We start from the raw sequence: 14,413 nt of genomic DNA, 5'->3' as shown, positions 1-14,413 counted from the left end.
GCCGTTAGCATGCCACCCGACACCCGCGCGACGGCTACGCCACTCGCCATCAACGGCGTGACGATCGACGACACGTTCGCCGAAGCGTTCCCGATGAAAGCGACGCGCCTCATCATCACCGCTCGCAACGAAACCTGGGCACGCCATGCGGCAATCGCGGCGACGGGCTTCGCGACGTCCGTGATCGCCTGTGGCTGCGAGGCGGGCATCGAACGCGAAGTCTCGCCCGAGGAATCGCCGGACGGCCGACCCGGCATCGCCATTCTGCTCTTTTCGATGTCGGGCAAAGAGCTGGCCAAGCAGGTCGAACGCCGGGTGGGCCAGTGCGTGCTTACCTGTCCGACCACTGCTGTCTATGCGGGTATCTCAGACGGCGAAGCCATCGCACTGGCCAAAAACCTGCGCTTTTTCGGCGATGGCTGGCAGATCTCGAAGATGATCGACGGCGTGCGCTACTGGCGCATCCCCGTGATGGACGGCGAATTCGTCGCCCAGGAAACGACTGCGGTCATCAAGGGCGTGGGCGGCGGCAACCTGCTGTTCCTCGCGCGCGATACGGATGCCGCGCTCGCCGCAGCGGAAGCCGCCGTTGAGGCGATGCGGTGCGTGCCAAACGTGATCATGCCGTTTCCGGGTGGCGTGGTGCGCTCTGGTTCGAAAGTCGGCTCGAAGCATTCGGCATTGCCCGCCTCGACCAACGACGCGTTCTGCCCCACCCTCGCCGAACTCGCGCCCCGCACCGAATTGACAGCGGATACGCGCAGCGTGCTGGAAATCGTCATCGACGGACTCAGCGACGCCGACGTCGCACACGCGATGCGCGCGGGTATCCGGGCCGTGACGGCGCGCGGCGCGGAAGCTGGCGTCCTGCGAGTCTCGGCAGGCAATTACGGCGGCAAGCTCGGACCGTTTCACTTCCATTTGCGCCAACTGTGCGGCGACGGGAAAACCTCATGAAGTGCATCACGCTGAGCATCAGACACGCGCCTGCGCTGCGCATCGATGCGCGGGGATTATTGCCCGCTTCGCTAGCCGCGCTCGCCGCCCGCGAGATCGAACATCTGCCGCTGTGGCACGGTACGGAACGCCTGGCACTGGCGGAGTTCTTCGACGTTCGTCTCGACGACGACGTGTCAGGCGATACGCCTTGCCTCGTGTTCGCCGGCGATCTGCGCCGCTTTGATCGAGTCGGCTGGAAGATGGACGGTGGTCAGTTAATCGTCGAAGGCAGCGTCGGCGATCTGGTCGGCGAGCAGATGACGGCGGGGTCCATCGTCGTCGCCGGTGACAGTGGCAGTTTCACCGCTTGCGAGCTGGCCGGCGGTCGCATCGAAATCGGCGGTAATACGGGAGACTTTGCAGCCGCCGCCTTGCCCGGTGACATGGACGGTATGCGCGGCGGCACGCTCATTGTGCGTGGCAATGCGGGAGAACGCTTCGGCGACCGGATGCGGCGCGGCACCGCGCTGGTGTTCGGCAATGCCGGCGCTTTTGCGGCGTCGCGGATGGTGGCTGGCACGATTGGGATCGCGGGCGAGGTAGGCGAGCATCTCGCGTACGGCATGAGACGCGGTTCACTTGTGTTGCCGGGCACGCAGCCGTCGCTCGCGAATCGCTTTACGGAAAATGACGGCGATGTCGACGTTTTCTGGCGACTGCTGTCGCGCAGTCTTGCGCGTGAAGGCGGCTCGTTCAGAGCGCTGGCGGAGATCAAGCCGCGGCGTCTGGTGGGAGATATCTCGGTTGAAGGTAAGGGGGAAGTGCTGGTCGCGGAGTGACGGCGTGACGCGTCGCTACACGCTGATGCCCCTTACTCTTCCCCCTCCACCAGTCCGGCTTCCGCCAGCAACGTATCCTTAAACGCATCCGCCGCAGCCGACAAATGCTTGCTCTCCCGATGCACGACATACAGATACCGCACGATCGGAAAGCGTTCCACGTCGAGCACCTTGATGCGCAGCGTCTCCAGTTCCGGCATGATGGTCTGTAGCGGGACGATGGACAACCCCATCCCGGCGTGCACGCCGCACTTGACCGCATCGTTACTGCTCACCTCCATGCCCGGACGGAACGTGATGCGATGTTCGGCAAAGAAGCGCTCCATCGCGCGCCGCGTGCCGGAACCCGGCTCGCGCACCAGAAATATCTCGCCTTCCAGCGCTGACAGCGGAATAGCGCGCTGTCGGGCCAACGGATGATCGGGCGGCGCAATCACCACCAGCGGGTTCTTCATGAACGGTTGCGCGAAGAGCCCCTGGCCCTCGGGCGGCTGTCCCATGATCGCCAGATCCGTTTCGTTACTCGCCAGCTCACCCAATACCGTTTCCCGGTTGGCGACATTCAGATGCACACGCACGCCGGGAAACGCCTTCGAGTACTTCGCAATAAGTTGCAGTGCAAGATGACTGGCCGTCCCTGACACCGCAGAAACCTTGATCTTCCCCTGCTTCGTGTCGCGCAACTGATCGAGCGACTCTTCGAGAATCGTCAATTGCTGTTGAATCGACCGGGTGTGGCTGTACACCTGCCGCCCCGCTTCCGTCAGAAAAATGCGCCGCCCCATCTGTTCGAAGAGCGGCATGCCGATGCTTTCCTCCAGATGTTTGAGCTGCCCCGATACGCCAGGTTGCGTCAGGTGCAACTCCTCCGCGGCGCGGGAAAAGCTCAAAAGGCGCGCCGTCGCTTCAAAGACCCTCAGTTGACGCAATGTCAGATGCAGCATCCCCTCTCCGCTTAGCTCTCGCACAGCCTCCACAGGCTCGGTTCTGATGCCCTCACTGTATCAGCGGTGGTTACGACGGCAATGCCCATAACGGAGTACAGCTTTGCGCTCGAGGCCCGCCGTGATTGGGTCGCAGGGCAGGTTATGGGTTGGATAAGAAACCCGAATGAGTCATTTCAGCATCACGCCACTAACATCGTTTCAACAGACGAGGCGGATCACGACATGCTGCGAAGCCTCGCGACTGATGTGCTCAACAGGTTACCGACAACAGACAAGAGGCGTGCCCATGTTCAGCTTCAAACAGACCATCGCAGCGACCGATCCGGAACTGCGCCGAGCCATTTTCGCGGAATCGATTCGGCAGCAGGACCATATCGAACTGATTGCGTCGGAGAACTATGCGTCGCCGGCTGTGCTGGAAGCGCAGGGGTCGCTGCTCACCAACAAGTATGCCGAAGGCTATCCTGGCAAGCGCTATTACGGCGGTTGCGAGCATGTGGATATGGCTGAGCAGCTGGCGATCGATCGCGCCAAGCGGCTTTTCAACGCCGAATACGCGAACGTGCAGCCGCATTCCGGTTCGCAGGCCAATCAGGCGGTGTATCTGGCCATGCTGAAACCGGGCGACACGATCCTTGGCATGTCGCTCGCCCACGGTGGACACCTGACTCACGGCGCCTCGGTGAACGTGAGCGGCAAACTCTTCAAGGCAGTCTCCTATGGCCTCCATCCGGACACGGAAGTCATCGATTACGACGAAGTCGAACGGCTGGCGCGCGAGCACAAGCCGCGCATGATCGTCGCGGGCGCGTCGGCCTACTCGCTCGTGATCGACTGGCAGCGCTTTCGCGCCATTGCGGACGCCGTGGGCGCCTACCTGTTCGTCGACATGGCGCACTACGCCGGCCTGATTGCCGCCGGACTGTATCCGAGCCCGGTGGGTATCGCGGACTTCGTCACGTCGACCACCCACAAGACGCTGCGCGGCCCGCGCGGCGGTCTCATCCTGTCGAGCCTGGAACACGAAAAGGCGCTCAATTCGACGATCTTTCCGGGCATCCAGGGCGGCCCGCTGATGCACGTGATCGCGGCGAAAGCCGTCGCATTCCGCGAAGCAATAAGCGACGAGTTCAAGCAGTACCAGCAGCAGGTCATGACCAACGCACGAATCATGGCGGAAACGCTACAGTCGCGCGGCCTGCGCATTGTGTCGGGGCGCACCGACTCTCACCTCTTTCTCGTCGACCTGCGTCCGAAGAACATCACCGGCAAGGACGCCGAGGCGGCGCTCGGCAAGGCATCGATCACCGTCAACAAGAACGCGATTCCGAACGATCCGCAAAAACCGTTCGTGACGAGCGGCATCCGCGTCGGCTCGCCCGCCATGACAACGCGCGGTTTCCGCGACCACGAAGCTCAGCAGCTTGCCAACCTGATCGCCGATGTGCTCGAAGCACCGCAAAATGATCTGGTGATCCGCCGCGTAACGGATGCGGTGAAGGTGCTGACCACCCAGTTCCCGGTTTACGGTGACGCGCCGAGCCATCCGCACGAAGCCATCGCAAGCCATACCGCAAGCTGAACACACCTGTAAATACCGCTAGAAGAACGGAGGAGTCAAAATATGTCGAATACATCAGGCACGCGCATCCCGGGTCGTAATTTTCTCGCCGTTCCGGGCCCCACGAACATCCCCGACGCGGTGTTGCGGGCGATGATGGTCTCGATGGAAGACCACCGTTCAAGCCGCTTTCCCGAGTTGGCCAACGGCATATTGAGCGATCTGAAGACGATCTACAAGACCACCAGCGGCCAGCCGTTTGTCTTTCCGTCGTCGGGAACCGGCGCATGGGAAGCGGCGCTCACCAACACACTGTCGCCGGGCGACAAGGTGCTGGTCGCGCGCTTCGGACAGTTCAGCCACCTGTGGGCCGATATGGCGCAGCGCCTCGGTTTCGAAGTCGAGATCATCGACGTCGACTGGGGTGAAGGCGTGCCCGTCGAGCGGATCGAGGAAGTGCTGCGCGCGGACAAGCAGCACACGATCAAGGGCATCCTCGCGTGCCACAACGAAACCGCGACCGGCGTGACGAGCGACATCGGCGCCCTGCGCCACGCGATGGACAGCGCGCACCATCCGGCGCTGCTGTTCGTCGACGGTGTGAGTTCGATCGGCTGCATCGACTTTCGCATGGACGACTGGCGCGTCGACCTCGCTGTCACGGGTTCGCAGAAGGGCCTGATGCTGCCGGCGGGTCTGGGCATCCTGTGCGTCAGCCCCAAGGCGCTGAAGGCCATTGAACACGCGAAATCACGCCGCTGCTATTTCGATCTCGCCGACATGATCAAGGCCAATGCGACCGGCTATTTCCCCTATACACCGGCGCTGTCGCTGCTCTACGGCTTGCGCTCGGCGCTCGATCTGATCTTTCAGGAAGGGCTCGACAACGTCTTCGCTCGCCATCATTACCTGGCGCAAGGCGTGCGCGTCGCAGTGACGGAAGGCTGGGGGCTCGAGCTGTGTGCCAAGGCGCCGAAATGGCATTCAGATACGGTCAGCGCGATCGTCGTGCCCGAAGGATTCAATGCGGCCCAGGTCATCGACGTCGCGTTCCGCCGCTACAACCTGGCGCTCGGTGCCGGGTTGTCGAAGGTCGCGGGCAAAGTGTTCCGCATCGGCCACCTTGGCGATCTGAACGAGTTGATGCTGATGGGCGCGATCGCAGGTGCGGAGATGGCGATGCTCGACGTCGGCATCGACGTGCGCCCGGGCAGTGGCACCGGCGCCGCTGCGCAATACTGGCGCACGCGCGACCGCGCGCAGAAACAACAGCCCGCGCGCATCGCAGCCGCGGCTTGACCCCGACCGGCCCGCTCTCCCGGCAACCCAGGACGCCGACACCATGCGACACGACATCGTTTTTCTCGACCGCTCCACGTTGAAGGCCGACGTGCGGCGTCCGGCCTTCGAGCATCATTGGCAACAGTATGCGATGACCGCGGCCAACGAAGTGGCGGACCGGCTCGAGGGCGCCGCCATCGCGATCACGAACAAGGTGCCGTTGCGAGAGCAGACGCTCGCCAGGCTGCCGCGTCTGAAGCTGATCGCGGTGGCGGCAACCGGCTATGACGTCATCGATACCGCGTACTGCAAGGCACACGGTATCGCCGTGGCGAACATCCGGCAATACGCCACGCACACCGTGCCTGAACATACGTTCGCGCTCATTCTCGCGCTGCGCCGCAATCTGCTGGCGTATCGCGACGACGTGCGGCGCGGCCGGTGGCAAAGCTCGAACCAGTTCTGCTTCTTCGATCATCCGATTCGCGACCTGCATGGCGCGACCCTCGGGATCATCGGCGAAGGCTCGCTGGGACAAGGCACCGCCGCCATTGCACGCGGGTTCGGCATGCGCGTGCTGTTTGCGGAGCACGCTTCGTCGAAGGCGAAGGCGAAAGACATCGCCTACACGCCGCTCGATACGCTGCTGCGCGATTCGGACGTCGTGTCGCTGCACATGCCGCTCAAGCCGGAAACGCGCCATCTGATTGCACTCGACCAGCTACGCATGATGAAGCGCACCGCCTTGCTCATCAACACCGCACGCGGTGGCCTCGTGTGCGAAGCGTCGCTCGCCACGGCACTGCGCGAAGGGCTGATCGCGGGCGCGGGCTTCGACGTACTGACCACGGAGCCGCCGAAGGAAGGCAATCCGCTGCTCGATCTGGACCTGCCGAACTTCATCTTGACGCCGCACGTCGCGTGGGCGTCGGACGGTGCGATGCAGTTCCTCGCGGACCAGCTGATCGACAACCTTGAAGCATTCGCGCGCGGCGAACCACAGCATCTCGTCGTCTGAGCGCGGCTGGAACACATATTCGACGCAGCTTCGGACGCACCCCACCCTTTCACTCGTTCGGGAAGACCAACATGGATATCCATGAATATCAGGCCAAGGAACTGCTGTCCGGTTTCGGTGTGCCGATCCAGCGCGGCGCAGTCGCCTATACGCCCGACCAGGCTGTGTATTGCGCAACAGAACTGGGCGGCTGGCACTGGGCCGTGAAAGCGCAAATTCACTCAGGCGCACGTGGCAAGGCTGGCGGCATTAAATTGTGCGAGACCTACCATGACGTGCACGAGGCCGCGAGCTCATTGTTCGGCAAACGCCTCGTGACGGGACAGACGGGGCCGGAGGGCAAGATCGTCGAGCGGGTCTACGTTGAAGTGGCCGAAAAATTCGAGCGCGAGATCTATCTGGGCATCGTGCTCGATCGCAAAGCCGAGCGCGTGCGTGTGATCGTGTCGGCACAGGGCGGCATGGACATCGAGGAAATCGTGCACACCGCGCCGGAAGCGGTGCTTCAAACAGTCGTCGAACCAGCCGTCGGTCTTCAGCCGTTCCAGGCGCGCGAGCTGGCGTTCGGACTCGGTCTGAACAGCAAACAGGTGAGCCGCGCCGTGGCCGCGATCATGGGCGCTTACCGCGCGTTCCGCGATCTCGACGCGACCATGGTGGAAATCAACCCGCTCGTCGTGACCCATGACGACCGCGTCATCGCACTCGACGCCAAAGTCTCCTTCGACGACAACGGTCTGTTCCGTCATCCGCATGTCTCCGAGATGCGCGACGCCGCGCAGGAAGACCCGCGCGAAGCCGAAGCCGCGCAATTCGGACTCAACTACGTCGGGCTGGAAGGCGACATTGGCTGCATCATCAACGGTGCCGGTCTCGCGATGGCCACGATGGACACCATCAAATACGCGGGCGGCGAGCCGGCGAACTTTCTCGACGTGGGCGGCGGCGCTTCGCCCGAGCGTGTGGCCGCCGCATTCCGGCTGGTCCTGTCGGATCCGAATGTATCCGCGATTCTGGTGAACATCTTCGCCGGCATCAACCGTTGCGACTGGGTCGCCGAAGGTGTCGTGCAGGCGGCGAAAAACCTGCGGGTGCCGCTCGTCGTGCGGCTGGCAGGCACCAACGTCGAAGAAGGACGCCGGATCGTGCGCGACAGCGGACTTCCCATCATTGCTGCCGAAACGCTGCTCGATGCAGCGCAAAAGGCCGTCGAAGCATCCAAGGCGCACCGCGCCAAAAAGAGCCACTAGGAGCGCATCCATGAGCATCCTGATCGATGAAAACACCCCGGTGATCGTGCAGGGTTTCACCGGCGACAAGGCCACCTTCCACGCGAAGGAGATGATCGCCTACGGCACCAATGTGGTCGGTGGCGTGACGCCTGGCAAAGGCGGCCAGCGGCACCTCGACCGTCCGGTGTTCAACACGGTGAAAGACGCCGTGCGTGCCACCGGCGCCACCGCAAGCCTCGTGTTCGTGCCGCCGCCCTTCTGCGGCGATTCGATCATGGAAGCCGCCGACGCCGGTCTGCAACTCGTCTGCGCGATCACCGACGGCATTCCCGCGCAGGACATGATGCGCATCAAGCGCTATCTGCTGCGCTATCCAAAGGAAACCCGCACGATGGTCGTGGGGCCGAACTGCGCCGGCATCATCAGCACAGGCCGCGCCATGCTCGGCATCATGCCAGGCCACATCTACCGGCGCGGCTCGGTCGGTATCGTGTCACGCTCGGGCACGCTCGGTTATGAGGCTGCTGCGCAACTCAACGAGCTGGGCCTGGGTGTCACGACGAGCGTCGGTATCGGCGGCGATCCGATCAACGGCAGTTCGTTCCTCGATCATCTGAAGCTGTTCGAGCAGGACCCGCAGACCGAGGTGGTCATCATGATCGGCGAGATCGGCGGCCCCCAGGAAGCGGAGGCCGCCCGCTGGGTGAGCGAGCACATGACCAAGCCGGTGGTCGGCTATGTCGCCGGGCTCACTGCGCCCAAAGGCCGCCGCATGGGCCATGCCGGTGCGATCATTTCAGCGACTGGCGACAGTGCCGCGGAAAAAGCCGAGATCATGAAGTCGTATGGCCTGCTGGTGGCGCCGAGCGCCTCCGAGTTGGGTTCCACTGTGGCTATGGCGCTGGCTCAAAATGTTACCCGCCGCGTCGCTTGAGCGGGTGCCCGCCCCCACCCCGCGCGCCGAATCGGGCGGCGAAGAGGACGTCAACGCGGGCATCAACGCGGCCGTCGAAGCGTGCGTCGAACCGCTAAACCAGGCGCGCACGGACGAGCCGCCACCACAGTCGCAGCCTCTGCCATCAGCGCTGGAGATCGAGCGGCTCGCGGTGGCTTCCGCCGCGCTGCCCGCCTTGAATGCAGCGGCCTATGAGCCCTGCGTCGTCGATCTGTTGTTCGGCTTGTTGTGCGACGTCGCGCGCCGCCGTCAGCCGCAGGTCGAACTCGCGTTGCGCGGCGACCCGCTGCCCACCGATGTGCCACGCGCGGTGTGGAGACGCAGTTTGCAGGCGCAGGGGATCTGGTTTCAGCTGCTGAGCATTGCCGAGCAGAGCACGGCGATGCGCCGGCGGCGCGAGATCGAAATCGAAAGCGGCTATGACAGGCTGCCCGCCTCGTTTGCGCGAGTAGTCGCGGAAGCGGCTACGGCGGGTGTGCGGGTCGAGGAAGTCCGCTCGGTGCTGCAGCGCCTGAAGATCCGCCCGGTCATCACGGCCCATCCGACCGAAGCAAAGCGCGTCACCGTGCTGGAAATCCACCGTCGCATCTACCGGCGGCTCATGGATCTGGAGTCGCCGCGCTGGACGCCACGCGAGCGCCGCGCGCTCGTTAGCGCGCTCGGCAACGAAATCGAACTGCTGTGGATGAGCGGCGAACTGCGTCGCGAAAAACCAACCGTCGCGCAGGAAGTGGCATGGGGTCTGCACTTCTTCGGCGAAACGCTCTTCGAAGCGGTGCCGCTTCTGTTCGAAAAGCTCGAGGACGCGCTGCGTCAATCCTATCCCGGTGAGCACTTCGAGACGCCGCGCTTTTTTCAGTTCGGCTCATGGATTGGCGGCGACCGTGATGGCAATCCGTTCGTCAACAACGAGGTCATGCGTGCGACGCTGCACGAGAATCGTCTTGCGTGCCTGAAACGTTATCGTCAACGGCTGATCGAGTTGACGCAAACGCTCAGCATCACCGCTGAAGCCATGCCCGTGCCGGAAGCCTTCCAGAAGGAACTGACGCGTGCCCTCGAACGAAGCGGCGACGGCGCGGCGATTGCCGCGCGCAATCCGGGCGAGTTGTTTCGCCAGTATCTGACCTGCATCCAGCGCCGGCTCGACGCGACGCTCGCCGATGCGCAACGGCGCGGTGTGGGTGAACCTGTTGAAGGCGGCTACGCCAGCGCGGATGAGCTCGCCGCCGAGCTTCGCGTGATCGAGCAGGCGTTGCTTGGGACCCAAAGCACGGCGCTCGCCGGCTCGCTGGTGCGGCCATTGCGGCATGAAGTCGAGACGTTTCGCTTCTGCACCGTGCAGCTCGACTTGCGCGAGAACACGACGGTCACGGGGAAAACGCTGGTGGCGCTCTGGCGCGCCCAGCCGGGGCTAGTCAATGAGCCAGGTGAGGAGCCAGACGCAGAGCCGCCCGCCCCTCAATCGCCCGAGTGGAAGGCATGGCTGCTCGCCGAACTGGCTCGGCCTCGCGAAAAAGACGCATCCTGTGACGACGTACTGAAAACGCTGCCTGCCGTCGAAGCGGAGACGTTGCAAATTTTCCGCACGGTGCGCGACATGCGCAAGCAGGTGGATCGCAATGCATTCGGCGCGTTCGTCCTGAGCATGACCCATCACGCGACGGACGTGCTGGGCGTCTATCTGCTCGCGAAGGAGGCAGGCCTTTTCACCGATGCGGCCGGCGTCGAAAGCTGCACGCTGCCGGTGGTGCCGCTGCTCGAAACCATCGACGACCTGAGACGCGCGCCCGAGATCCTGCGTGAACTGCTGGCGGTGCCGATGGTCCGGCGCAGCATTCGCGCGCAGGGCGGTGTGCTCGAAATCATGATCGGCTATTCGGACTCCAACAAGGACGGTGGATTCTTCGCGAGTAACTGGGAGTTGTCGAAGGCACAGACCAAGATCACCCGGGTCGGCAATGAACTCGGCGTAAGCATCGCCTTCTTCCATGGGCGCGGCGGTTCGGTCAGCCGGGGGGGCGTGCCCGCGGGCCGCGCCATCGCGGCGCTGCCGGCCAGTTCGGTCAACGGCCGCTTTCGCGTCACGGAACAGGGTGAGGTCGTCTCGTTCAAGTACGCGAATCGGGGCACGGCGCAGTATCACGTCGAATTGCTCGCGTCGAGCGTGCTCGAACACACCTTCAAGTCGGAGCGCGAAGACGAACTCGTGCCGAGAGGCGAATTCGACGAGGCGATGGAAGCGCTCTCCGGCGCGTCGCGCGCCACCTACGCGAAGTTCATCGAGCAGCCCGATCTCATCACCTACTTTCAGGCCGCCAGCCCGCTCGAAGAGTTGTCGATGCTGAACATGGGATCGCGCCCCGCGCGGCGCTTTGGGGCGCGCAGCATGCAAGAGCTGCGCGCCATTCCATGGGTGTTTGCGTGGGCGCAGAACCGGCACGCGCTGACGGGCTGGTATGGGGTCGGCAGTGCCATTGCCGCGTTTCTCGATGTCCGCAAGGAACGTGGGCTCGACCTGCTGCGCCGGATGTTCGACGAGTCACGGCTGTTCCGTCTGATCATCGACGAAGTTGAAAAGACGCTCGCGCAGGTCGACCTCGACATCGCCCGTGGTTACGCGAATCTCGTTCCCGACGAAGCGGTACGGGAGGCGATCTTCGCGCAGATCGAACAGGAACATCGCCTCACGACCGAGATGGTGCTGAAACTGAGCGGCGGACGTGAAGTCGCCGAGCGCTTTCCGCAGTTCCGCGAACGCCTCGCACGTCGACTGCCGGCAATCAACCAGGTGGGACGTCAGCAGATCGAGTTGTTGCGGCTCTATCGGCAAGCCGTCAACGATCAGGAACGAAGGAGCTACCTGATGCCGCTGCTGCTTTCGATCAACTGCATTGCGTCCGGCTTCGGCGCCACGGGTTGATGCATCCGCTGAAATTCGAAACGAAACCCGCGGCTGCCGTTGCGCCGCGAGCGAACCCTCAACAAGGAGATCCACTATGAGCTTTACCGTGATCGAACAGGCGCCACCGCGACTGCATCGCTCGGAACTGGCGGTACCCGGCTCCAATCCGGCGATGTTCGAAAAAGCCGCGAAATCCGCCGCCGATATCATCTTTCTCGATTGCGAGGACGCAGTCGCCCCTGACGACAAGGAGCAGGCTCGCAAGAATATCGTCGAAGGACTGAACGATATCGACTGGGGCACGAAGACCACGATGGTCCGCATCAACGGTCTGGATACGCACTACATGTATCGCGACGTGGTGGATATCGTCGAAGCCTGTCCGAGGCTCGACATGATCCTGATTCCGAAGGTGGGCGTGGCGGCAGACGTCTATGCGATCGACATGCTGGTCACCCAGATCGAGAATGCGAAGAAACGCAGCCGCCGCATCGGCTTCGAAGTCCTGATCGAAACCGCACTCGGCATGGCGAATGTGGAGTCGATCGCACAATCGAGCAAGCGGCTCGAGGCGATGTCATTCGGCGTGGCGGACTATGCGGCGTCCACGCGGGCGCGCACCACTGTGATTGGCGGTGTCAATCGCGACTATGGCGTGCTGAGCGACAAGGACGAGCACGGTGAGCGCGATTATTTCTGGGCTGACCAGTGGCATGCCGCGCAAACACGCATGATGGTGGCGTGCCGCGCGTACGGACTGCGTCCAATCGATGGACCATTCGGCGACTTCAGCGATCCCGACGGTTACGACGCCGCGACAAAGCGCGCCGCCGTGCTGGGCTACGAAGGCAAGTGGGCGATCCATCCGTCGCAGATCGAATTGGCCAACCGCGTGTTTACGCCGACGGACGCCGAAGTCACCCGGGCGCAACGCATCATGGACGCCATGGCGCAAGCCGCAAAAGACGGCAAGGGCGCGGTCTCGCTGGATGGCCGGCTGATCGACGCGGCGAGCATCCGGATGGCCGAAGCGCTGCTCGCGAGCGCGAATGCGGCATCGAGCAAGCGTTAGAGGCTAATCAACGGGGGTTGGGAACACGGCGATGCGGCGACGAATCAGGTATTTCATTCGTCTACCGCGCGCCGCTACGCCTGAATCGCAATCCGCGCGGAATCGAGGAGCTCATGGGCATGGCGGCGCCGCACCGCTCGCCACGCAGCGATCATCGAATCAGCACTGTGATCGATATCCGCTGCCGTGGTTGGCCATGAGATCACCGACACGCGCATCACTTCGCGTTCACGCCAGCGTGCGCCGCCGGCATGGCAAACCCCTGCCGCTTGAATCCGTGCAATCGTTTCGACGGTCAACGCGTCGCGTTGCTGGGCCGCTTCGCCCGCGCCGAATTGCACGACGAATTGATTCAATACGACATCGTTGAGAATTTCGATGCCAGGCTCCGCGGCCAGGCGCCGCGCCATGCGTTGGGCCAGTACGCAATGCCGTTCGATCATCGCAGCAACGCCCTGTCGGCCGAATGCGCGCAGCAACGCCCACAACGCAAAACCACGTGCGCGACGGGACAGTTCGGGGGCGTAGTGCAGTGGGTCGCGAATCGCGTCGTTGGCACCAGCGTCGGGCAGGTAGCTCGCAGCGATCGTCATGGCACGACGATGCGCCTCCTCATCCCGTACGAATGCGCAACCGCATTCATACGGCGCCTGGAGCCACTTGTGCGCATCGGTGGCCCACGAGTCCGCGCGATCGAATCCCTGTGCCAGGTTTGCGCGCGCCGGCGCGGCTCTGGCCCACAAACCGAATGCGCCGTCGATATGCAGCCAGCCGCCACGCGCATGCGTGAGCGTCGCGATTTCGTCGACGGGATCGAATGCGCCCGTCATGATATGACCGGCCTGCGCAATCACGATGAGCGGACCCGGGCAGCGAGCGAGCGCTGTGCGCAATGCGGCGACCTTCATGCGCCCTGCCTCATCGGTCGCGATCCTGACGACGCGGCGTTCGCCAAAGCCGAGATAGCGCAACGAGGCCAGCACGCTGGTGTGCGCATCGTCGCCGATACACACCGTGATCGGCGGTGCGCCGAACATGCCGTCCAGATCGACGTCCCAACCCATGCGCCGCAGCAACGCACCACGCGCGGCCGCAAGGCACACGAAGTTGCTCATCGTCGCGCCCGTCGTGAAGCCTACCGAGCATTCGCGCGGCAGATGCAGGATATCGATCAGCCATTGCGCCGCGACCTGCTCGGCCACTGCCGCTGCGGGCGCGCCTTCATAACAGCCCGCGTTTTGCCCCCAGACGCTGGTGAGCCAGTCCGCCGCCACGCCCACCGGATGCGAGCCGCCAACGACCCAGCCGAAAAAACGCGCGCCCGCCGTTCCCATCAAGCCGGGTTCGGCAGCCACGACAAGACTTTCGATGACCTCGGCGGCAGGCGCGCCGATTTCGGGCGTGGGACCGCCGAAGGCTTCGAGCAAAGCGTCGAAGTCTGCTGTGGCAGCGGGCGGCAGTGAGCGGCGCGCCTCATGAAAGCGAAGCGCGCGCCGATAGGCGGTTTCGAGCGCGGCGCGAGAATTGCCTACGTCGCTCGAAGCGTCGGTTTTACCTGAAGCGCTATTGTCGCCTGAAGCCACTGTGTCGCCTGAAGGGTCGGTGTTACCTGAAGCGCTGAGGTTACCTGAATCGCCGATATTCCGGGACACGATGCTTTCCGC

General features: G+C 63.6%; 11 protein-coding genes. 9 read left to right on the top strand and 2 right to left on the bottom strand.

Features of this window, described 5'->3' with window-relative positions:
• Positions 1-9 precede the first annotated feature (9 nt).
• On the top strand, positions 10-957 hold the full coding sequence (gene fhcD / locus GNZ12_RS03520; RefSeq protein ID WP_172309074.1) for a formylmethanofuran--tetrahydromethanopterin N-formyltransferase: 948 nt from the start codon (positions 10-12) through the stop codon (positions 955-957).
• Positions 954-1,778 carry a formylmethanofuran dehydrogenase subunit C gene (locus tag GNZ12_RS03515; protein WP_172309022.1) on the top strand — a complete coding sequence of 275 codons (825 nt, stop codon included), beginning with the start codon at positions 954-956 and terminating at the stop codon, positions 1,776-1,778. Before fhcD ends, GNZ12_RS03515 begins: the two co-directional genes overlap by 4 nt.
• Before the next feature lie 32 nt (positions 1,779-1,810).
• Here GNZ12_RS03515 and GNZ12_RS03510 read toward each other — a convergent pair whose 3' ends face one another.
• A complete protein-coding gene (locus tag GNZ12_RS03510; protein ID WP_172309021.1) occupies positions 1,811-2,722 on the bottom strand; it encodes a LysR family transcriptional regulator in 912 nt (303 codons plus the stop codon).
• 289 nt (positions 2,723-3,011) lie between these two features.
• On the opposite strand from GNZ12_RS03510, the gene glyA reads away from it, so the two are divergent.
• From glyA to GNZ12_RS03475, 7 genes are all read left to right on the top strand, one after another.
• On the top strand, positions 3,012-4,307 hold the full coding sequence (glyA, locus tag GNZ12_RS03505; RefSeq protein ID WP_172309020.1) for a serine hydroxymethyltransferase: 1,296 nt from the start codon (positions 3,012-3,014) through the stop codon (positions 4,305-4,307).
• Between the two features lie 42 nt (positions 4,308-4,349).
• A complete protein-coding gene (locus tag GNZ12_RS03500; protein WP_172309019.1) occupies positions 4,350-5,585 on the top strand; it encodes an aminotransferase class V-fold PLP-dependent enzyme in 1,236 nt (411 codons plus the stop codon).
• A 43-nt stretch (positions 5,586-5,628) separates the two neighbouring features.
• On the top strand, positions 5,629-6,585 hold the full coding sequence (locus GNZ12_RS03495; protein ID WP_172309018.1) for a D-2-hydroxyacid dehydrogenase: 957 nt from the start codon (positions 5,629-5,631) through the stop codon (positions 6,583-6,585).
• 71 nt (positions 6,586-6,656) lie between these two features.
• Positions 6,657-7,835 carry a malate--CoA ligase subunit beta gene (locus tag GNZ12_RS03490; RefSeq protein ID WP_172309017.1) on the top strand — a complete coding sequence of 393 codons (1,179 nt, stop codon included), beginning with the start codon at positions 6,657-6,659 and terminating at the stop codon, positions 7,833-7,835.
• Positions 7,836-7,845: 10 nt separating this feature from the next.
• On the top strand, positions 7,846-8,751 hold the full coding sequence (gene sucD, locus GNZ12_RS03485) for a succinate--CoA ligase subunit alpha (RefSeq protein ID WP_172309016.1): 906 nt from the start codon (positions 7,846-7,848) through the stop codon (positions 8,749-8,751).
• Positions 8,729-11,695 carry a phosphoenolpyruvate carboxylase gene (locus tag GNZ12_RS03480; protein ID WP_172309015.1) on the top strand — a complete coding sequence of 989 codons (2,967 nt, stop codon included), beginning with the start codon at positions 8,729-8,731 and terminating at the stop codon, positions 11,693-11,695. The genes sucD and GNZ12_RS03480 overlap by 23 nt, the downstream gene beginning before the upstream one ends.
• A 76-nt stretch (positions 11,696-11,771) precedes the next feature.
• Positions 11,772-12,749 (top strand): HpcH/HpaI aldolase/citrate lyase family protein, encoded by a 978-nt coding sequence (locus GNZ12_RS03475; RefSeq protein ID WP_172309014.1) that lies wholly within the window; start codon positions 11,772-11,774, stop codon positions 12,747-12,749.
• A gap of 74 nt (positions 12,750-12,823) precedes the next feature.
• Here GNZ12_RS03475 and GNZ12_RS03470 read toward each other — a convergent pair whose 3' ends face one another.
• Positions 12,824-14,401: a pyridoxal phosphate-dependent decarboxylase family protein gene (locus tag GNZ12_RS03470; RefSeq protein WP_328805942.1), complete on the bottom strand. Its 1,578-nt coding sequence runs from the start codon at positions 14,399-14,401 to the stop codon at positions 12,824-12,826.
• Between the last annotated feature and the right edge of the window lie 12 nt (positions 14,402-14,413).

Origin of the sequence: Paraburkholderia solitsugae (assembly GCF_013177695.1) — a bacterium.
In the GTDB taxonomy this organism is placed as follows: Bacteria; Pseudomonadota; Gammaproteobacteria; order Burkholderiales; family Burkholderiaceae; genus Paraburkholderia; species Paraburkholderia solitsugae.
This window is presented reverse-complemented; position numbering and strand designations above follow the sequence as displayed.

What these genes read in the sequence shown, in the direction of transcription:
- GNZ12_RS03475 (WP_172309014.1), top strand. Translation starts at nt 11,772, where the DNA reads ATGAGCTTTACCGTGATCGAACAGGCGCCACCGCGACTGCATCGCTCG.
- GNZ12_RS03515 (WP_172309022.1), top strand. Translation starts at nt 954, where the DNA reads ATGAAGTGCATCACGCTGAGCATCAGACACGCGCCTGCGCTGCGCATC.
- sucD (WP_172309016.1), top strand. Translation starts at nt 7,846, where the DNA reads ATGAGCATCCTGATCGATGAAAACACCCCGGTGATCGTGCAGGGTTTC.
- fhcD (WP_172309074.1), top strand. Translation starts at nt 10, where the DNA reads ATGCCACCCGACACCCGCGCGACGGCTACGCCACTCGCCATCAACGGC.
- GNZ12_RS03495 (WP_172309018.1), top strand. Translation starts at nt 5,629, where the DNA reads ATGCGACACGACATCGTTTTTCTCGACCGCTCCACGTTGAAGGCCGAC.
- GNZ12_RS03500 (WP_172309019.1), top strand. Translation starts at nt 4,350, where the DNA reads ATGTCGAATACATCAGGCACGCGCATCCCGGGTCGTAATTTTCTCGCC.
- GNZ12_RS03490 (WP_172309017.1), top strand. Translation starts at nt 6,657, where the DNA reads ATGGATATCCATGAATATCAGGCCAAGGAACTGCTGTCCGGTTTCGGT.
- GNZ12_RS03480 (WP_172309015.1), top strand. Translation starts at nt 8,729, where the DNA reads ATGTTACCCGCCGCGTCGCTTGAGCGGGTGCCCGCCCCCACCCCGCGC.
- GNZ12_RS03510 (WP_172309021.1), bottom strand. Translation starts at nt 2,722, where the DNA reads ATGCTGCATCTGACATTGCGTCAACTGAGGGTCTTTGAAGCGACGGCG.
- glyA (WP_172309020.1), top strand. Translation starts at nt 3,012, where the DNA reads ATGTTCAGCTTCAAACAGACCATCGCAGCGACCGATCCGGAACTGCGC.